General features: G+C 65.9%; 13 protein-coding genes and 3 rRNA genes. 3 read left to right on the forward strand and 13 right to left on the reverse strand.

Going from position 1 to position 18,572, the window contains the following annotated elements; all coding sequences use genetic code 11:
• Positions 1-17: 17 nt before the first annotated feature.
• The 3 genes from rrf to MME74_RS11505 all read right to left on the reverse strand — a co-directional run bounded on the left by rrf (position 18) and on the right by MME74_RS11505 (position 5,281).
• A 5S ribosomal RNA gene (gene rrf / locus MME74_RS11495) occupies positions 18-134 on the reverse strand.
• Positions 135-242: 108 nt separating this feature from the next.
• Positions 243-3,347, reverse strand: a 23S ribosomal RNA gene (locus MME74_RS11500).
• Positions 3,348-3,757: 410 nt separating this feature from the next.
• A 16S ribosomal RNA gene (locus MME74_RS11505) occupies positions 3,758-5,281 on the reverse strand.
• Together the 16S, 23S and 5S rRNA genes form the textbook arrangement of a ribosomal RNA operon.
• A 738-nt stretch (positions 5,282-6,019) precedes the next feature.
• On the opposite strand from MME74_RS11505, the gene MME74_RS11510 reads away from it, so the two are divergent.
• Positions 6,020-7,258: a CoA transferase gene (locus MME74_RS11510; RefSeq protein WP_267415155.1), complete on the forward strand. Its 1,239-nt coding sequence runs from the start codon at positions 6,020-6,022 to the stop codon at positions 7,256-7,258.
• On the opposite strand, the gene MME74_RS11515 is transcribed toward MME74_RS11510, so the two are convergent.
• From MME74_RS11515 to MME74_RS11525, 3 genes are read right to left on the reverse strand one after another with little or no spacing between them, the layout of a single operon-like run.
• Entirely contained in the window at positions 7,243-8,037 is a 795-nt protein-coding gene (locus MME74_RS11515) for a DUF4184 family protein (RefSeq protein WP_267415156.1), read from the reverse strand. The genes MME74_RS11510 and MME74_RS11515 overlap by 16 nt on opposite strands.
• A 10-nt stretch (positions 8,038-8,047) precedes the next feature.
• On the reverse strand, positions 8,048-9,349 hold the full coding sequence (gene tyrS / locus MME74_RS11520; protein WP_267415157.1) for a tyrosine--tRNA ligase: 1,302 nt from the start codon (positions 9,347-9,349) through the stop codon (positions 8,048-8,050).
• Between the two features lie 39 nt (positions 9,350-9,388).
• Complete coding sequence (locus tag MME74_RS11525; RefSeq protein WP_267415158.1) at positions 9,389-10,342, reverse strand: aldo/keto reductase; 954 nt, start codon at positions 10,340-10,342, stop codon at positions 9,389-9,391.
• Between the two features lie 53 nt (positions 10,343-10,395).
• On the opposite strand from MME74_RS11525, the gene MME74_RS11530 reads away from it, so the two are divergent.
• Positions 10,396-10,752, forward strand: coding sequence for a MerR family transcriptional regulator (locus MME74_RS11530; RefSeq protein WP_267415159.1), 357 nt, complete (start codon positions 10,396-10,398; stop codon positions 10,750-10,752).
• 8 nt (positions 10,753-10,760) lie between these two features.
• Here MME74_RS11530 and MME74_RS11535 read toward each other — a convergent pair whose 3' ends face one another.
• Entirely contained in the window at positions 10,761-11,612 is an 852-nt protein-coding gene (locus MME74_RS11535; RefSeq protein ID WP_267415161.1) for a hypothetical protein, read from the reverse strand.
• Positions 11,609-12,253 carry a SatD family protein gene (locus MME74_RS11540; RefSeq protein ID WP_267415162.1) on the reverse strand — a complete coding sequence of 215 codons (645 nt, stop codon included), beginning with the start codon at positions 12,251-12,253 and terminating at the stop codon, positions 11,609-11,611. Before MME74_RS11540 ends, MME74_RS11535 begins: the two co-directional genes overlap by 4 nt.
• 60 nt (positions 12,254-12,313) lie before the next feature.
• On the opposite strand from MME74_RS11540, the gene MME74_RS11545 reads away from it, so the two are divergent.
• Positions 12,314-12,898, forward strand: coding sequence for a DUF1349 domain-containing protein (locus tag MME74_RS11545; RefSeq protein ID WP_267415163.1), 585 nt, complete (start codon positions 12,314-12,316; stop codon positions 12,896-12,898).
• A 28-nt stretch (positions 12,899-12,926) separates the two neighbouring features.
• Here the strand turns inward: MME74_RS11545 and argH are convergent, their stop codons facing one another.
• The 5 genes from argH to argJ are packed head-to-tail and all read right to left on the reverse strand — an operon-like array spanning position 12,927 to position 18,556.
• Positions 12,927-14,357: an argininosuccinate lyase gene (gene argH / locus MME74_RS11550; RefSeq protein WP_267415164.1), complete on the reverse strand. Its 1,431-nt coding sequence runs from the start codon at positions 14,355-14,357 to the stop codon at positions 12,927-12,929.
• Positions 14,357-15,286 (reverse strand): ornithine carbamoyltransferase, encoded by a 930-nt coding sequence (argF, locus tag MME74_RS11555; protein WP_267415165.1) that lies wholly within the window; start codon positions 15,284-15,286, stop codon positions 14,357-14,359. Before argF ends, argH begins: the two co-directional genes overlap by 1 nt.
• Positions 15,283-16,488, reverse strand: a complete 1,206-nt coding sequence (locus MME74_RS11560; protein WP_267415167.1) for an acetylornithine transaminase — start codon at positions 16,486-16,488, stop codon at positions 15,283-15,285. Before MME74_RS11560 ends, argF begins: the two co-directional genes overlap by 4 nt.
• Positions 16,485-17,402, reverse strand: coding sequence for an acetylglutamate kinase (gene argB, locus MME74_RS11565; protein WP_267415168.1), 918 nt, complete (start codon positions 17,400-17,402; stop codon positions 16,485-16,487). The genes MME74_RS11560 and argB overlap by 4 nt, the downstream gene beginning before the upstream one ends.
• Complete coding sequence (argJ, locus tag MME74_RS11570) at positions 17,399-18,556, reverse strand: bifunctional glutamate N-acetyltransferase/amino-acid acetyltransferase ArgJ (protein WP_267415169.1); 1,158 nt, start codon at positions 18,554-18,556, stop codon at positions 17,399-17,401. The genes argB and argJ overlap by 4 nt, the downstream gene beginning before the upstream one ends.
• Positions 18,557-18,572 lie beyond the last annotated feature (16 nt).

The following is an 18,572-nucleotide window of genomic DNA, read 5'->3' on the forward strand; positions in this document are numbered from 1 at the left end:
CATTTTGTCTAAAAGGAGTCCGGCGGTGTCCTACTCTCCCACAGGGTCCCCCCTGCAGTACCATCGGCGCTGTGAGGCTTAGCTTCCGGGTTCGGAATGTAACCGGGCGTTTCCCTCACGCTATGGCCGCCGAAACACTATTGATGTTTCAATCAAACACATAACAAAGTCATTGTTGTTATGCGGTTCTCGACCGTACATCGAGAACCACTCAGTGGACGCGTAGCACCAACAAACGGTGTGTTATCAAGTCATCGGCTTATTAGTACCAGTCAGCTGCATGCATTACTGCACTTCCACATCTGGCCTATCAACCCAGTAGTCTGGCTGGGAGCCTCTCACCCGAAGGTATGGAAATCTCATCTTGAGGCCGGCTTCCCGCTTAGATGCTTTCAGCGGTTATCCATCCCGAACGTAGCTAATCAGCGGTGCTCCTGGCGGAACAACTGACACACCAGAGGTTCGTCCAACCCGGTCCTCTCGTACTAGGGTCAGATCCTCTCAAATTTCCTACGCGCGCAGCGGATAGGGACCGAACTGTCTCACGACGTTCTAAACCCAGCTCGCGTACCGCTTTAATGGGCGAACAGCCCAACCCTTGGGACCTACTCCAGCCCCAGGATGCGACGAGCCGACATCGAGGTGCCAAACCATGCCGTCGATATGGACTCTTGGGCAAGATCAGCCTGTTATCCCCGAGGTACCTTTTATCCGTTGAGCGACAGCGCTTCCACAAGCCACTGCCGGATCACTAGTCCCGACTTTCGTCCCTGCTCGACCTGTCAGTCTCACAGTCAAGCTCCCTTGTGCACTTACACTCGACACCTGATTGCCAACCAGGTTGAGGGAACCTTTGGGCGCCTCCGTTACTTTTTGGGAGGCAACCGCCCCAGTTAAACTACCCACCAGGCACTGTCCCTGAACCGGATTACGGTTCGAAGTTAGATATCCAGAGTGACCAGAGTGGTATTTCAACAATGACTCCACACGAACTAGCGTCCATGCTTCAAAGTCTCCCACCTATCCTACACAAGCCACACCGAACACCAATACCAAGCTGTAGTAAAGGTCACGGGGTCTTTCCGTCCTGCTGCGCGTAACGAGCATCTTTACTCGTAATGCAATTTCGCCGAGTTCGCGGTTGAGACAGTTGGGAAGTCGTTACGCCATTCGTGCAGGTCGGAACTTACCCGACAAGGAATTTCGCTACCTTAGGATGGTTATAGTTACCACCGCCGTTTACTGGGGCTTAAATTCTCAGCTTCGCCTTGCGGCTAACCGGTCCTCTTAACCTTCCAGCACCGGGCAGGCGTCAGTCCGTATACATCGTCTTGCGACTTGGCACGGACCTGTGTTTTTAGTAAACAGTCGCTACCCACTAGTCTCTGCGGCCTCCAAACGCTTTCGGGAGTAAATCCCTATACGCCGAAGGCCCCCCTTCTCCCGAAGTTACGGGGGCATTTTGCCGAGTTCCTTAACCACGATTCTCTCGATCTCCTTGGTATTCTCTACCTGACCACCTGAGTCGGTTTGGGGTACGGGCGGCTAGAACCTCGCGTCGATGCTTTTCTTGGCAGCATAGGATCACCCACTTTTTATCCGCATCGTGTCTCAGCCTTAATGAATCGCGGATTTGCCTACGACTCGGCCTACGCACTTGCACCAGGACAACCATCGCCTGGCTTGGGCTACCTTCCTGCGTCACACCTGTTAATACGCTAACCGCACCAGAATGGGGTCGTGCGCTAGGCCCAGAGCGTCACCCCGAAGGGATCAGTCACTGGGATTCAGACACTTAGCACTACTGGATTAGCTTGGGCGGTTCTTCGCCGGTACGGGAATATCAACCCGTTGTCCATCGACTACGCCTGTCGGCCTCGCCTTAGGTCCCGACTTACCCAGGGAAGATTAGCTTGACCCTGGAACCCTTGGTCTTTCGGAGGACGTGTTTCTCACACGTCATTCGCTACTCATGCCTGCATTCTCACTCGTGTAGCCTCCACGGCTGGTTTACACCGCCGCTTCGCTGGCCACACGACGCTCTCCTACCCATCAACACGGCTGGACCACGAAGGCCTACCAATAATGTCAATGCCACAACTTCGGTGGCGTGCTTGAGCCCCGTTACATTGTCGGCGCGGAATCACTTGACCAGTGAGCTATTACGCACTCTTTCAAGGGTGGCTGCTTCTAAGCCAACCTCCTGGTTGTCAAGGCAACTCCACATCCTTTCCCACTTAGCACGCGCTTTGGGACCTTAGTTGGTGGTCTGGGTTGTTTCCCTCTCGACTATGAAGCTTATCCCCCACAGTCTCACTGCTGCGCTCTCACTTACCGGCATTCGGAGTTTGGCTGACGTCAGTAACCTTGTAGGGCCCATCGGCCATCCAGTAGCTCTACCTCCGGCAAGAAACACGCAACGCTGCACCTAAATGCATTTCGGAGAGAACCAGCTATCACGAAGTTTGATTGGCCTTTCACCCCTATCCACAGCTCATCCCCTCAGTTTTCAACCTAAGTGGGTTCGGTCCTCCACGACGTCTTACCGTCGCTTCAACCTGGCCATGGATAGATCACTTCGCTTCGGGTCTAGGACATGCGACTGAATCGCCCTATTCAGACTCGCTTTCGCTACGGCTACCCCACACGGGTTAACCTCGCCACATATCGCTAACTCGCAGGCTCATTCTTCAAAAGGCACGCTGTCACCCCTACTAAGGAGGCTCCAACGGTTTGTAAGCAAACGGTTTCAGGTACTATTTCACTCCCCTCCCGGGGTACTTTTCACCTTTCCCTCACGGTACTTGTCCGCTATCGGTCATCTGGGAGTATTTAGGCTTATCAGGTGGTCCTGACAGATTCACACGGGATTTCACGGGCCCCGTGCTACTTGGGATACTCTTCGCGCCAAGAGAGGCATTTCGACTACGGGGTTGGCACCCTCTATGACCGGCCTTTCAAGACCGTTCGTCTATACCTTCTTGTAACGCCGCCACCTCGGCAGAGATGACTGAAAAGTCCCACAACCCCCAACGTGCAACGCCTGCCGGCTATCACACACGCTAGGTTTAGCCTGTTCCGGTTTCGCTCGCCACTACTAACGGAATCGCGGTTGCTTTCTCTTCCTGTGGGTACTGAGATGTTTCACTTCCCCACGTTCCCTCTACCCGCCCTATATATTCAGGCGGGAGTCACTAGGTCGGCACGCCGCCCAGCGGGGTTTCCCCATTCGGACACCCTCGGATCAAAACTTGCTTATCAGTTCCCCGAGGCTTATCGCAGATTGCTACGTCCTTCTTCGGCTCCAGATGCCAAGGCATCCACCGTTTGCTCTTAAAGACTTGAAATCACATGAGTTTGAATCAAAAACTCGACCCCATCCGAAGATGGAATCTGAAATTGACTAATGATCTTTAAGATCATCTTGTGCAACAACCCGAAGGCTGTTGCAAGATGCTCGCGTCCACTGTGTAGTTCTCAAAGTACGGGCGGTACCCCCATCCACAACCCCACACGGGGGAAACAGAAAGAGGTCCAGAGGTTCAGACCAGATCCCAAAGGATCCGCATCCGGTCCCTCAGGACCCAACAGCGTGCAGGCACCGGCCCCCTCACCCAGAACTTTCCAACCGCAAGCGGCGTACTAGTTCCGAGATCAGATCTCGATGCCATGTCAAATGTTCCACCCATGAGCTCCCAGCGAAGAACGTATGCCTTCGATCTGGGTTCTGGACTCCGAAGAGTCAGATGCTCCTTAGAAAGGAGGTGATCCAGCCGCACCTTCCGGTACGGCTACCTTGTTACGACTTAGTCCTAATTACCGATCCCACCTTCGACGGCTCCCTCCACAAGGGTTAGGCCACCGGCTTCAGGTGTTACCGACTTTCATGACTTGACGGGCGGTGTGTACAAGACCCGGGAACGTATTCACCGCAGCGTTGCTGATCTGCGATTACTAGCGACTCCGACTTCATGAGGTCGAGTTGCAGACCTCAATCCGAACTGGGACCGGCTTTTTGGGATTCGCTCCACCTCGCGGTATTGCAGCCCTTTGTACCGGCCATTGTAGCATGCGTGAAGCCCAAGACATAAGGGGCATGATGATTTGACGTCATCCCCACCTTCCTCCGAGTTGACCCCGGCAGTATCCCATGAGTTCCCACCATTACGTGCTGGCAACATAGAACGAGGGTTGCGCTCGTTGCGGGACTTAACCCAACATCTCACGACACGAGCTGACGACAACCATGCACCACCTGTTTACGAGTGTCCAAAGAGTTGACCATTTCTGGCCCGTTCTCGTATATGTCAAGCCTTGGTAAGGTTCTTCGCGTTGCATCGAATTAATCCGCATGCTCCGCCGCTTGTGCGGGTCCCCGTCAATTCCTTTGAGTTTTAGCCTTGCGGCCGTACTCCCCAGGCGGGGAACTTAATGCGTTAGCTGCGTCACGGAATCCGTGGAATGGACCCCACAACTAGTTCCCAACGTTTACGGGGTGGACTACCAGGGTATCTAAGCCTGTTTGCTCCCCACCCTTTCGCTCCTCAGCGTCAGTTACGGCCCAGAGATCTGCCTTCGCCATCGGTGTTCCTCCTGATATCTGCGCATTCCACCGCTACACCAGGAATTCCAATCTCCCCTACCGCACTCTAGTCTGCCCGTACCCACTGCAGGCCGGAGGTTGAGCCTCCGGATTTCACAGCAGACGCGACAAACCGCCTACGAGCTCTTTACGCCCAATAATTCCGGATAACGCTTGCGCCCTACGTATTACCGCGGCTGCTGGCACGTAGTTAGCCGGCGCTTTTTCTGCAGGTACCGTCACTTTCGCTTCTTCCCTGCTAAAAGAGGTTTACAACCCGAAGGCCGTCGTCCCTCACGCGGCGTTGCTGCATCAGGCTTGCGCCCATTGTGCAATATTCCCCACTGCTGCCTCCCGTAGGAGTCTGGGCCGTGTCTCAGTCCCAGTGTGGCCGGTCACCCTCTCAGGCCGGCTACCCGTCGACGCCTTGGTGAGCCATTACCTCACCAACAAGCTGATAGGCCGCGAGCCCATCCCCAACCGAAATTCTTTCCAGACGCAGACCATGCGGTCACGTCACATATCCAGTATTAGACGCCGTTTCCAGCGCTTATCCCAGAGTCAGGGGCAGGTTGCTCACGTGTTACTCACCCGTTCGCCACTGATCCCACAGAGCAAGCTCCGTGTTCACCGTTCGACTTGCATGTGTTAAGCACGCCGCCAGCGTTCATCCTGAGCCAGGATCAAACTCTCCGTAAAAAAGAAATGCATACGACACCGGGAAAACGGTGACGCAGCGAGTTTGATGCTGACCAAAGAGACAAATTCATTGCTGACTTCATCCGTTGCCAACCCCCAAAGGAGGTTGGTCTTTGATCCAAAGGAATTCTCACCTAGCCGAAGCTAGACGAGGATAATTTGGCATTTGACAAGTGCACGCTGTTGAGTTCTCAAGGATCGGATGCTCCCACGACCCAGCCATCACAGCCAGGCCCGAAGGGCAACTTCTCTATCTTAGCCACCCCGCCTCGCTTGTCAAATCGGCGCGCCGGGCGGATCTTCGATCCGCTGCGCAGCTGATGACAGCCGCAGAAGAGGTGGATTCCCTATCCTAGACGCAAGCGTCTGATCTCTCAAGTGAGAGTGGATCGGGAGTGGTTCTCCGCTTGAGGGGGGTGAAGCTCTTGGCTCCTCCGCTTCCCTGTGGGGCGAACAAGTAATAAGTTACGTGGATCTCGGGGTTCTGGCAAATCGGGCCACACCACCCGGGCGTGTCGCCGCCGGGTGCTCGGCGGTTTCCTCCGGATCAGGCCCGTTTTCCGGCCGTCGGACGGCCCGGAGTACGATCGCGCCATGCGCTCACCTGCGAATCATGCGCTCCCCCCGCATGGCTCAGGACGGCGGATCGGCGGCGACGTCCACGGCCGCAGGGCCGGCGAAACTCTGCTCACGCGGGTCCGCGGGGAGCTGCTCGCAGAGGGCGACGGTGCGACATCGGTGGATCCGATCCCGCTCCCTTCACGACTGGCCACCGGTGAGCTCGCCTGGGCGAGCGTGGCCGCAGCGATGCTCGCGGCCGGGCGCTCCCCCGCATCCCTGGACGCCGATCGGATCGCGACCGCGTACCGGAGCGACAGGGTGCTGACCATCGACGGGTCCGCCCCCTCGGTGTGGTCGCCGTACTCCGGGTTCTGGCGGACGAGCGACGGCTGGCTCCGCACGCACGGCAACTACGCGCACCACGCCGCCGGTCTGCGCCGAGGGCTGCAGCTCGGGGAAGGCGCCGACGCCGCCGCGGTCGCCGATGCACTCGCGGAGCGCACGACAGATGAAGCCGTCCGGTCGATCTCGAGCTCCGGCGGGCTCGCCGTACCGGTCGCGACCGAGGACCCGGCAGCAGACCGGGCACTCCGGGAGAATCCCCTGCTCGAGATCACCCGTGTGGACGTGACGACCGATCCGCGGTCCCGGGCCGCGCACCCGCCCGCCCCGCAGCCCGGGGCCCTTCCCCTCCGTGGCATGCGGGTGCTGGATCTCACCCGGGTCATCGCGGGTCCGGTCTGCACCCGCACCCTCGCTCTGCTCGGAGCCGACGTCCTGCGCATCGATCCGCCGCACCTGCCGGAACCGGACTGGCAGCACCTCGACACCGGACACGGCAAGCGGTCGGCACTGCTCGACGCACGCTCACCGAGGATGCAGGAGCTGCTCGCCGCCGCCGATGCCGTCGTGCTCGGATACCGCCCCGCCGCTCTGGACCGGCTGGGGCTGAACCCGGAGGCTCTCGCCCATCGATACCCGGGTCTCGTCGTCGCGCAGCTCAGCGCCTGGGGTATCGATCAGCCCGATCGCGCAGGCTTCGACAGCCTCGTGCAGGCGGCTTCCGGGATCGCGCTCGTCGAGTCGTCGGACGGCGACACCCCGGGAGCGCTTCCCGCTCAGGCGCTGGACCACAGCGCCGGCTACCTGCTCGCCGCAGCGGTGACGACGCTGCTCGACCGCCGCTCACGCGAAGGCGGCTCCTGGTATGTGCGGACCTCGCTCCGCCGGGTCGCGGCAGAACTGCTCGGGATGCCACGCCGCCGGGAGCCGGGAGCCGAGACCGTGCTCGACCTCGACCCCCACCTCGCGCGCTTCCGCGTCGCGGGGAAGACACTCGTGACCTCGCGCCCGGCTCTCGCCGGCTTCGAGTTCGATGCGCCCCACCCCTGGGGATCGGATCAACCCGTCTGGTGACGGCGGCCGCGCACGGCCAGCACGACGCACAGCACCAGGGTGATCGCACCCCAGAGCGCACACGCGGGAGGCAGCACCCGATAGGCGAGATGCTGCACGGTGAACTCCGCGTCGAGCGGACCGAGGACGACGAGCCCTCCGACCCAGGCGCCCACGAGGATCACCGGGAGCGACACCCACCACGCCACGCGCACACTCTGCGGAAGCCACTGCGCCACGACGGGACGCGGGGTGCGCCGACGCAGCCACAGCAGCGCCCAGATGCCGATGATGGCGAGGCCGATGACGCTCGAGCCGTGCTGCAGCCACTTGAATCCGAGCAGCGGACCCCACATCTCGTCGAGCCCGGGGAACAGCTGCACGCCCCAGCGCCCTTCGTGCGTGAAGAGATCCCAGAGGATGTGCGAGAGCACCCCGATCACGAGCGAGGCGGCGAGCAGGAACGGGTACGAGCGCTTCTGCCCCACACCGACCGCGGCACCCGAGGCGGCGATGCCCCCGTCGCGCCAGTCCTCCGGCAGCCGACGAGCCAGCCATCGCGGGGAGAGCTCCGGTACCGCGGGACGCAGCACGACCCGCCACACCAGGAACAGCACGAAGGCGAGCAGCGCCGTCCACACCACGTTGCCGAACGTGTGGGTGAACGAGTAGTTCAGTCCGACACCCCGCAGGAACAGCGGTAGATCCGGCGTCATCGCGCCGATCGCGATCGCCGCCGGCACCAGCGGTGTGCGGATGAACGGCAGCGCGACCAGTGCGTGGCTCGGCGTGAACGGCATCTGTCAGGGCTCAGCCGATGAAGACGCCGGCGAGGGTCTTCTTGCCGCGGCGGAGCACGGACACTCCCCCGGGCAGCGTGCCCCGGACCGTGGCAGCCTCATCCTCGACACGTTCGCCGTCGAGCGAGACACCGCCCTGCCCGATCGCCCGTCGTGCCTCCGACAGGCTCGCCACCAGACCGGTCGCGACCAGCGCCTCGACCACCGGTGTCTCAGCCGCGACCGTCGCGTTCGGGAGTTCGTCCAGCGCCGTGCGGAGGGTGTCCGCATCGAGCGCGCTCAGGTCGCCCTGCCCGAACAGGGCCTCGGATGCCGCGATCACGGCGGCCGTGGCGTCGACGCCGTGCACGGTCGCGACCACCTCGAGCGCGAGGCGCTTCTGGGCGGCTCGACGGAACGGCTCCGTCTCCACCAGCTGCGCGTACTCCTCGATCTCGGACCTGCTGAGGAACGTGAAGACCTTCAGGCGATCGATCACGTCGGTGTCCGCCGTGCTCAGCCAGAACTGGTACATCCGGTACGGGCTGCACATCTCCGCGTCGAGCCAGATCGCGTTGCCCTCGCTCTTGCCGAACTTGGTGCCGTCGCTGTTGGTGATCAGCGGAGTGCCGATCGCATGCGCGGACCCGCCCTCGGCACGCCGGATCAGGTCGGTGCCGCTGGTGAGGTTGCCCCACTGATCGGATCCGCCGGTCTGCAGGACGCAGTCGTACTGGCGGTACAGCTCGAGGAAGTCCATGCCCTGGAGGATCTGGTAGCTGAACTCGGTGTAGCTGATGCCATCGTCGGAGTTCAGCCGCGCGGCGACGGCGTCCTTCTTGAGCATCGTGCCGACCCGGAAGTACTTGCCGACCTCGCGCAGGAAGTCGATCGCGCTCAGCGGCGCCGTCCAGTCCAGGTTGTTGACGATGCGCGCGGCGTTGTCGCCCTCGAAGCTGAGGTACCGCTCCACCTGGGCGCGCAGGCGACCGACCCACTCCTCGACGGTCTCGCGCGTGTTCAGCGTGCGCTCGGCCGTGGGGCGGGGGTCGCCGATGAGCCCGGTCGATCCACCGACGAGGCCGAGCGGCTTGTGCCCGGCGAGCTGGATGCGGCGCAGCGTCAGCAGCTGCACCAGGTTGCCGAGGTGCAGGCTGGGAGCCGTCGGGTCGAACCCGCAGTAATACGTGATGGGGTCTCCCGCGAGCAGGGCGCGCAGCGCCTCCTGGTCGGTGGACACGTGGACCAGACCACGCCACACGAGTTCGTCCCACACGTTCTCGAACGTGGGGTCGATCGCCTGGGGTGCGGTCGTCAGAGCGGGAGTTGACACGCGCTCCAGGCTATCAGCGCCGCGCACCGCCGAATCGCCTCAGACCTGCTCGTCGAGGAGCGCGATCTCCTCGACGGACAGGGAGATCGACGCAGCATCCATCGCGACATCCAGCTGATGGATCTTGCTGCCTCCGAGGATGGGACGGATGCCGCGCGCGAGCAGCCACGCCAGCACGATCTGCCCTCGACCGAGGCCACGCGCCTCGGCGATCTCGTCCAGAGCCGCGAGCCGACGCGCACTCCCGGGGTGGTCGTACACCTCGGGCACGGGCTTCGCGGGGTTGTCGTAGGCACCGGAGAGCAGCGGGGTGTACGCCCAGATCTCGATCCCGTTCGCCCGGGAGAAGTCCCGCTGCTCGTCGCTCAGCACGCCGAAGGGGTGCGCGACCCCGGGAGGAAGCGTCCCCGGCCGCGTGCGAAGATACGTGCTGTTCAACTGGAACGCGTCGATGGGAACGCTTCCGATGGACCTCGCGTGCGCACGGGCTCGCTCGATGCGCCAGGCCGGGTGGTTCGACGCGCCGACGCGGCCCACCGTGGCATCGGCGGTGAGCACCGCAAGGGCATCCACCGTGTCCTCGATCGCGACCGCCCGATCCTCCTGGTGCAGCCAGAGAAGGTCGATCCTGTCGACGCCCAGGCGTTCGAGGCTCCCTTCGACGGCAGCGCGGATCGCACGCGGAGAGAGCCCTGCCCGGTTCTCGGGCCACGACCCGGGCCAGAGGGGCTCGGCACCGACCTTGGTCGAGATGCGGACCTGCGCTCGTGCATGCGGTCGCTCCGCGAGCCAGCGTCCGAGCACTTCCTCGGAGGCCCCTCCCTGCCCCGTCTCGCTCGACCAGAAGCTGTAGCAGTCCGCGGTGTCGATCCAGATGCCGCCGCGGTCGACGAAGCGGTCGAGCAGGGCGAAGGAGGTCTCTTCGTCGACGAGCGTTCCGAAGGACATCGCCCCGAGGACGAGCGGGGATGCAGAGCTGTTCGCGTTGGTCATGATTTCACTGTGCAACCTGGAGTGCACTCCAGGTCAAGTCCTATGCTCGGGCCATGACGACCTACACCCCGGCGGAGACCGCGGCCCTCTCCGGATTCAGCATCGACACGCTCCGGTACTACGAGCGCGAGGGCATCCTCCCCGCGGTCTCGCGCACGGCCGGCGGGCATCGCGCATACACCGATGCCGAGCTCGGGCTCCTGGAGTTCCTCAAGTGTCTCCGCGAGACCGGCATGCCGGTGGAGAGGCTGCGCCGCTACGGCCAGCTCTGCCAGCGCGAGGACACGATCCCGGAGCGGGTAGCGCTCCTCGAGGAGCACGCGGCGACGGTCGAGATCCAGCTCGCCGAGGTCCTCGCCCAGCAGCGACGTCTCACGGAGAAGCTGGACTGGTACCGATCGTTGGACTGAACCGCTGCTCAGCTGTGCGCGGCCCACCACACGAGGAAAGCACCGCCGAGGGCGATCACCCAGCTCACGAGGCTGCCGACGAGGAAGTACTCGGCCCTGGCACCGGTCTCGCCGTCGCGCGAGATCTCCGGGAATCGGACGATGCCCTTCGCCGCGAGCATCGCCGCGAGGATCGGATACGCCGCCGCGAGCGTGAGGATGAGGATGAGGATGCGCTCGAGCGGGCCGATCAGCCGTCCGCCCTTGAAGCCCGAACGCGAGTCCGCGGCCGCCGCGACCGCGGTGGGCTCTCCCCCGGCGGCGGCCGCCGCGGGTGCGACCGGAGCGACGGTGGTGGCAGCGGTGTCGGTGATGGTGCTGGCAGCGGTGTCGCCGGCGGCCGTCGCGTCGACGACGACGGGCGCGTCGGCGACCTGCTCCGCGGGGCGCCAGGTGTGCTCGCCGTCGAGGGCCGCGCGCACCACGAGGTTCGCGGACTCCAGGAGGAAGGCGGACAGCCCCAGCACCAGCATCGCGAGGTCGAAGGAGACCTCGCCGAAAGGTGAGCGCAGCTGCCAGACCGCTCCGACGAGTCCGGCGTGCGCACGACCGCCCGTCCAGACCACCGCTCCGGCGACGACGAGGGCGAGGACGACGGCGGGCCAGAACCCCGCGGGCGACGGCCGGTCGTCCGGCATGCACCAGACCCACAGTGCGCCCGCGACGAGTGCGACGACCATGGGCAGGAGGGCGTCGCTGACGCTGCCGAGCAGGAGCAGCACGACGGCGGCCGCGAGATAGCCGATCCACCGTCGCGGCACGAACTGGCGCACGAGATCGGCGGCGCCGACCGCGAGGAGGACGAATCCGGCGAGGATCATGCGGCTGCTCCCCGCAGGGCGCTCAGCCCTTCGATGAGCGCCGCGGCCCCGGCGCTGCGCAGCGACTTCGAGACGCTCGGCTGGGAGATCCCCTCCTGCGCGGCGAGCTCCTGCTGGGACCGGCCGACGGCCCGACCGTAGGTGAGCCGCCGCTCGCGCTCGCTCATCGCGCCCACCAGCTCGTCACGCGCGAGGAGGTACGCGTTCGACGCCGCGATCGTGGTCTCCATGACCTCATCCTGCCCCGGGGCTCCGACAATCCAGGTGCGGGTGCGCGGCACGGCGCGCTGCTCGCGGGAGTGGACGGTCTCGATCGCGGCACGCGCGGCGTACCACCCCGGCCCGTCGGCGAGCTCACCGTGGACGGACTCGACCGCGCGCACCTCGCCGACGCCGAGGCCGAAGCGGAAGGCGATGCCGTCGGGCAGACGCAGCTGGATCATGAGCAGCGAGGTGAGGGCGTCGCCGAGATCGAGGTAGACACCCTGCTGCTCGTCTCCCACCGTGGGGGTCAGCGGCTGGGCGGCGAGCGGAAGATCCTGTTCGACCCGGGCGATGGTCTCATCCAGCACGCGCTGCGCGGCCCCGCGATCCCCCAGTCCACGGGAACCCACGATGTCGGCGATCACAGCGATGACCATGCGATAACCTTATCATGAATATTCACCGCTTTATGCCTTATTTGGTTATGGAATGGAATTATGCCTGAATCGCGCATCATCCCGTGGAGCGAAGGAACCTGGACGCACGCTCCGGCCGCTGTCGCGGACGCCGAGCACCTGGACGTCACCGCCGTCGAGGGCAGCGACGCCTGGCGCCACACCGCCTATGGCTTCGTGCACGACACCGAGCACGCCCTGCTCGCGCCTCTCGCCGTGGGCGAGGCCATGGAGGTCTCGTTCCGCGCCCCGTGGGACGGCCAGTTCGACCAGGCGGGCGTGTTCGTGCGGATCGACGACGAGCACTGGGTGAAGACCGGCCTGGAGTACGCCGACGATCACCTCGGGCTCGGCGCCGTCGTCACCGCCCGCACGTCGGACTGGTCGGTGGGACACGTCGACGACTGGCTCGAGAGCGAGATCACGGTCCGCGTGAGCCGCTGGGCGGATTCCGTGATCGTGCGCGCCCGCGCGGACGACGGCCCCTGGCGGCTGGTCCGGGTCGCGCCGTTCGACGGCGAGGCCGCGGCTTCGGCCGGACCGTTCCTCGCCGCGCCGACCCGGGCCGGACTCACCGTGCGGTTCACCCGCTGGGAGCGGTCGGCGGCCGACGCCGAGCTGCACTGAGCCCGGACGGCCGCCGACCGCGCTCCGGCTAGAGGCCGAGGGCGTGTGCGGCGGCCTGCGCGCGAGCGACGAGCTCGGCGCGCTGCTCCGCCACTCGGACCGGCGCCGTACCGCCCGCGCCGGTCCGGGAGGCGACGGATCCTTCGATCGTGAGCACCTCGCGCACCTCGGGCACGAGGTGCGCCGACACCGACAGCAGCAGTTCGTCGGAGGCGTCCTCCAGTCCGATCCCCTGCTCCTCGCAGGCGCGGACCAGCGCACCGGAGATCTCGTGGGCGTCGCGGAACGGCACCCGGCGCTTCACGAGCCACTCCGCGACGTCCGTCGCGAGCGAGAAGCCCTGCGGCGCGAGGGCCGCCATCCGCTCGGTGTCGAAACGCAGGGTCGCGATCATGCCGGCGAAGGCCGGGAGCACGACCTCGAGGGTCTGCACCGAGTCGAAGACCGGCTCCTTGTCCTCCTGCAGATCGCGGTTGTACGCGAGCGGGAGGCCCTTGAGCGTCGCGAGCAGGCCGGACAGGTTGCCGATGAGTCGACCGGACTTGCCGCGCGCGAGCTCGGCGATGTCGGGGTTCTTCTTCTGCGGCATGATGCTCGACCCGGTCGAGTACCCGTCGTCGAGCGTCACGAAGCCGAACTCGCGGGTGTTCCAGAGGATGATCTCCTCGGACAGGCGCGAGAGGTCGACGCCGGTCATGGCCGTGATGAAGGCGAACTCCGCCACGACGTCGCGGGCGGCGGTGCCGTCGAGGGAGTTCTCCGCCGGACGGTCGAGCCCCAGCTCCGTGGCCACGAGGGCGGGGTCGAGGCCGAGCGTGGAGCCGGCCAGGGCTCCCCCGCCGTAGGGCGATACGCCCGCGCGGCGGCGCCAGTCCACGAGCCGCTCGAGCTCGCGCACCAGCGGCCAGCCGTGCGCCTGCAGGTGATGGGCCAGCAGCACGGGCTGGGCATGCTGCAGGTGCGTGCGTCCGGGGAGGATCGCGTCAGGGTGCGCCTCCGCCTGCGCCACCAGGGCGTCGATCACGCGCAGGATGTCGCGGGCGATCACCCGCGCGTGGTCGATCAGGTACATGCGGACGAGGGTCGCGATCTGGTCGTTGCGGCTGCGTCCGGCGCGCAGGCGTCCGCCCAGCTCCGGTCCGAGCTCCGCGATCAGCGCCTGTTCGAGCGCACCGTGCACGTCCTCATCGGTCGGCACCGGGCGCAGGGTGCCGTCGGCGACCTTGCGCGCCACGGCGTCGAGGCCCTCGTGCATCCGCTGCGCCTCGTCGGACTCGAGGTAGCCGGCGGCCTCGAGAGCCGTCGCGTGCGCATGCGAGCCGGCGATGTCGTACGGCGCGAGGATCCAGTCGAAATGCGTGGAGCGGCTGAGCTCCACCAGCTCGGGCGAGGGTCCGGTGGCGAAGCGTGCGCCCCAGAGCGCGCCCTCGTTGGTGCCTTCGTGCGTCGAGTCGGCCATCACGCGTCCTTCTTGCCGAGCAGCCAGACCAGGAGGGCCTTCTGCGCGTGCAGCCGGTTCTCCGCCTCGTCCCAGACCACGCTCTGCGGACCGTCGATGACCGAGGAGTCGACCTCGTAGCCGCGGTCGGCGGGGAGGCAGTGGATGAAGATCGCCTCCGGGTCGGCGAGGGTCATCGTCTCGGGCGTGACCTTGTAGCCCCCCAGGTCGCGGATGCGCGCGAGCTTCTCCTCCTCCTTGCCCATCGAGACCCAGGTGTCGGTCACCACGACGTCGGAACCGGCGGCCGCCTCGACCGGGTCGGTGTAGAGGGTGATCGAGCCACCGGTCTCGGCGGCCCGGCGGTCGGCGGCCTCGATCACGTCGGCGCGGGGCGCGTAGTCCTCGGGCGAGGCGATGCGCACGTGCATGCCGGCGGTGACGCCCGCGAGAGCGTAGGAGTGCGCCATGTTGCTCTGCCCGTCCCCGAGGAACGTGAGCGTGAGCCCCTTCAGGTCGCCCTTGTGCTCGCGGATCGTGAGCAGGTCGGCCAGCAGCTGGCACGGGTGGAAGTCGTCCGACAGGGCGTTGATGACCGGCACCCGCGTGCCCGCGGCCATCTCCTCGAGCCCGGACTGCGCGTAGGTGCGCCACACGATGGCCGCGACCTGCCGCTCGAGCACCCGGGCGGTGTCGGAGGGGGTCTCCTTGCCGCCGAGCTGGCTGCTCGCGGTGGAGATGATCAGCGGAGAGCCACCGAGGTCCGCGATGCCCACCGCGAACGAGACGCGGGTGCGCGTGGAGGACTTGTCGAAGATGACGGCGACCGTCTGCGGTCCGGCGAGGCTCTTGTCGGCCCAGCGATCCTTCTTCAGTTCGAGCGCGAGATCGAGGATCTCGGCCTGCTCGGCGGGCGTCAGGTCGTCGTCACGCAGCAGGTGGCGGGTCATGCGGATACCTTTCCGGCTACAGAGGCCTGGACGTCGGCGAGGGCGGCCGTGAACAGCTCGCGGAACTCCGCGAGCTCGGCGTCGCCGATGGTGAGCGCCGGCGCGATGCGCACGGTCTCGGGGTTGGCGGCATTGACGATGAGACCGCGCTCCTGCGCGGCTGCGACGACGGCACCGGCGACCGGCTCGGTCAGCGCGACGCCGACGAGCAGACCGCGACCGCGCACACCGGCGATCAGCGGGGAGCCGATGCCGAGCAGCAGCTCGCGCAGCTCCGCACCGCGGCGGGCGGCGTTCTCGACCAGCCCGGCACGCTCGATCTCCGCGAGCACCGCGTCGGCGACGGCGGTCGCGAGCGGGTTGCCGCCGAAGGTGGAGCCGTGCGAACCGGGGGTGAAGAGCGCGCTGGCCGCACCGTAGGTGACCAGGGCGCCGATCGGGAAGCCGCCGCCGATGCCCTTGGCGAGCGTGATGGCGTCGGGCGTGATGCCCTCGTGGCTGAAGCCGAACCACTCGCCGGTCCGACCGGCGCCGGTCTGGATCTCGTCCACGATGAGCAGTGCGCCGTGCGCCAGGGTCAGCGAGCGTGCGGCGGCCAGGTAGCCCTCCGGCAGCTCGACGACACCGGCCTCGCCCTGGATCGGCTCGACGATGATGGCCGCGACGCGGTCGTCCATCGCCGCTTCCAGGGCCTCGATCGTGGCCGGGATGTGCTCGACGCCGGCGGGCATCGGCTCGAACGGTGCACGCATGGACGCCTTCGCGGTCAGCGCGAGCGAGCCCATCGTGCGGCCGTGGAAGCCGTTCTCCAGCGCGAGGATGCGCGGACGCTCGGCGCCACCGTGGAGGCGGGCGAGCTTGAAGGCCGCCTCGTTGGCCTCGGCGCCCGAGTTCGAGAAGAACACGCGCCCGTCGAGGCCGGCGCCCGCGAGGCGCTTGAGCCGTGCGGCGAGCGCGAGCTGCGGCGGGGTCGCGAAGTAGTTCGACACATGGGCGAGCGTCGCCGCCTGCGTCGACACGGCTTCGACGAAGGCCGGGTGCGCATGGCCGAGCGAGGTGACGGCGATGCCGGCGAGGAAGTCGAGGTGGCGTCGGCCGTCGGCGTCCCACAGGTACGAGCCCTCACCGCGGACCAGCAGCGCGAGCCGCTCCCCCGCGTTGAGCACGAGATCGCGTGCCGCATCGTCCTGCCAGACGGTCATCCCGTCACCTCCGACTTTCCCAGGACCACTTCGGTCCCGATTCCCTTGCTGGTGAACAGTTCGACGAGCACCGAGTGCGGCACCCGTCCGTCGATGATGGCCGCCGCGTCGACGCCGCCCTCGACCGCGTCGAGGCACGCGCGCATCTTCGGGATCATCCCCGACTCGAGCTTCGGCAGCATCTCGATGAGGGCTTCCGACGTCAGGTGCGACACGAGCGAATCGCGGTTCGGCCAGTCGGCGTAGAGCCCCGGCACATCCGTGAGGATCACGAGCTTGCGGGCCTTGAGCGCCACCGCGAGAGCCGCGGCCGCGGCATCCGCGTTGACGTTGAGGGACTGACCGGGGTGGTCGAGGTCGGGCGCGATGCTCGAGACCACGGGGATGCGGCCGGCCGCGAGGTGGTCGAGCACCGGGGTCGGGTCGACCTCGACGACATCGCCGACGCGACCGAGATCGACCTCTTCGCCGTCGATCACGACGCCGCGGCGGCGGCCGCCGAAGAGCCCGGCGTCCTCCCCGCTGAGGCCGGTCGCGATCGGACCGTGCGAGTTGATCTTGGAGACGAGCTGCGGGTTCACCTGACCGGTGAGCACCATGCGCACGACGCTGATCGCCTCGGTGTTCGTGACGCGGTATCCGCCCTTGAACTCGCTGGGGATCTCGAGCCGCTGCAGCATGTTCGAGATCTGCGGGCCGCCGCCGTGCACGACGACCGGCAGCACCCCGACGTAGCGGAGGTACGCGATGTCCTGCGCGAAGGCGTCCTGCAGCTCCTCCGACACCATGGCGTTGCCGCCGTACTTGATCACGACGATCTGGTCGCGGAACTTCTTGAGCCACGGCAGCGACTCGATGAGCGTGGTGGCCTTCTGCGCGGCGACCTCGGCCGGAGTGTCCTGGATGTCGGTCATGAGGCGTAGGCGCTGTTCTCGTGCACGTAGTCGTGGGTGAGATCGTTCGTGAGGACGGTCGCGGTGGCGTCACCCGTCTTCAGGTCGATCACGAGGTGCGTGGCGCGCGGGGTCAGGTCGACCTCCTCGCGCGGACGGTCGGGGCCGCCCTCGGTGCACACGCGGACGCCGTTCATCCAGACGTCCACGTCGTAGGGGTCGAACTGCGCGCTCGTGGTGCCGATCGCGGCGAGCACGCGGCCCCAGTTCGGGTCGTTGCCGAAGATCGCGGCCTTGAAGAGGTTGTTGCGGGCCACGGACCGGCCCACCTCGACGGCATCCTGCTCGGAGACCGCGTGCTGCACCTCGATCGTGATGTCGTGGCTCGCGCCCTCGGCATCCCCCTGCAGCTTGACCGCGAGGTCTTGGCAGAGCTCCATCAGGGCGGCCGCGAAGTCGTCGAGGTCGGGCACGACCTCGGAGGCGCCGTTGGCGAGGAGCGTGACCTGGTCGTTCGTCGACATGCAGCCGTCAGAGTCGAGCCGGTCGAAGGTCTTCCCCGTCGCCCGGCGCAGCACCTCGTCGGCCTGGAGCGGCTCGAGGACGGCATCGGTCGTGATGACCACGAGCATCGTGGCGAGGCCGGGCGCCAGCATGCCGGCGCCCTTCGCCATGCCGCCGATCGTCCAGCCGTCGCGGCTGATCACGGCGGTCTTCGCGACCGTGTCGGTGGTCATGATGGCCTGTGCGGCGAGCTCCCCGCCGTCGGCGCTGAGCTCGGCGATCGCCTGCTCCGTTCCGGCGAGCACCCGAGCGCGGAAGGACTCGTCGCCGGTGCCGATGAGGCCCGTGGAGCAGATCAGCACGTCACCGGCGCTGACGCCGAGGAGCTCGGCCGCCTTCTCGGCCGTCTGGTGCGTGGTCTGGAACCCGAACGACCCGGTGAAGCAGTTCGCTCCACCGGAATTCAGCACGACGGCCTCGACCACACGGTCGGCGACGGCCTGCTGCGACCAGATGATCGGGTTCGCCTTGGCGCGGTTGCTCGTGAAGACGGCTGCTCCGACCTTGCGCGGTCCGCGGTTGACGACGACGGCGACATCGGGCTTGCCGGTGGACTTGAGCCCCACGGCCACGCCGGCCGCCTCGAATCCTGCAGGGGCGGTGACGCTCATTGCGTTGCCTCGACGA

It is taken from the genome of Microbacterium oxydans, assembly GCF_026559675.1.
GTDB classification, from domain to species: domain Bacteria; phylum Actinomycetota; class Actinomycetes; order Actinomycetales; family Microbacteriaceae; genus Microbacterium; species Microbacterium oxydans_D.

Bases quoted from the DNA above. Each gene is read 5' to 3' on its own strand.
- argH (WP_267415164.1), bottom strand. From the start codon at position 14,357: ATGGCCGACTCGACGCACGAAGGCACCAACGAGGGCGCGCTCTGGGGC.
- argJ (WP_267415169.1), bottom strand. From the start codon at position 18,556: ATGAGCGTCACCGCCCCTGCAGGATTCGAGGCGGCCGGCGTGGCCGTG.
- MME74_RS11540 (WP_267415162.1), bottom strand. From the start codon at position 12,253: ATGGTCATCGCTGTGATCGCCGACATCGTGGGTTCCCGTGGACTGGGG.
- MME74_RS11535 (WP_267415161.1), bottom strand. From the start codon at position 11,612: ATGATCCTCGCCGGATTCGTCCTCCTCGCGGTCGGCGCCGCCGATCTC.
- MME74_RS11525 (WP_267415158.1), bottom strand. From the start codon at position 10,342: ATGACCAACGCGAACAGCTCTGCATCCCCGCTCGTCCTCGGGGCGATG.
- argF (WP_267415165.1), bottom strand. From the start codon at position 15,286: ATGACCCGCCACCTGCTGCGTGACGACGACCTGACGCCCGCCGAGCAG.
- MME74_RS11545 (WP_267415163.1), top strand. From the start codon at position 12,314: ATGCCTGAATCGCGCATCATCCCGTGGAGCGAAGGAACCTGGACGCAC.
- MME74_RS11560 (WP_267415167.1), bottom strand. From the start codon at position 16,488: ATGACCGTCTGGCAGGACGATGCGGCACGCGATCTCGTGCTCAACGCG.
- MME74_RS11530 (WP_267415159.1), top strand. From the start codon at position 10,396: ATGACGACCTACACCCCGGCGGAGACCGCGGCCCTCTCCGGATTCAGC.
- argB (WP_267415168.1), bottom strand. From the start codon at position 17,402: ATGACCGACATCCAGGACACTCCGGCCGAGGTCGCCGCGCAGAAGGCC.
- MME74_RS11515 (WP_267415156.1), bottom strand. From the start codon at position 8,037: ATGCCGTTCACGCCGAGCCACGCACTGGTCGCGCTGCCGTTCATCCGC.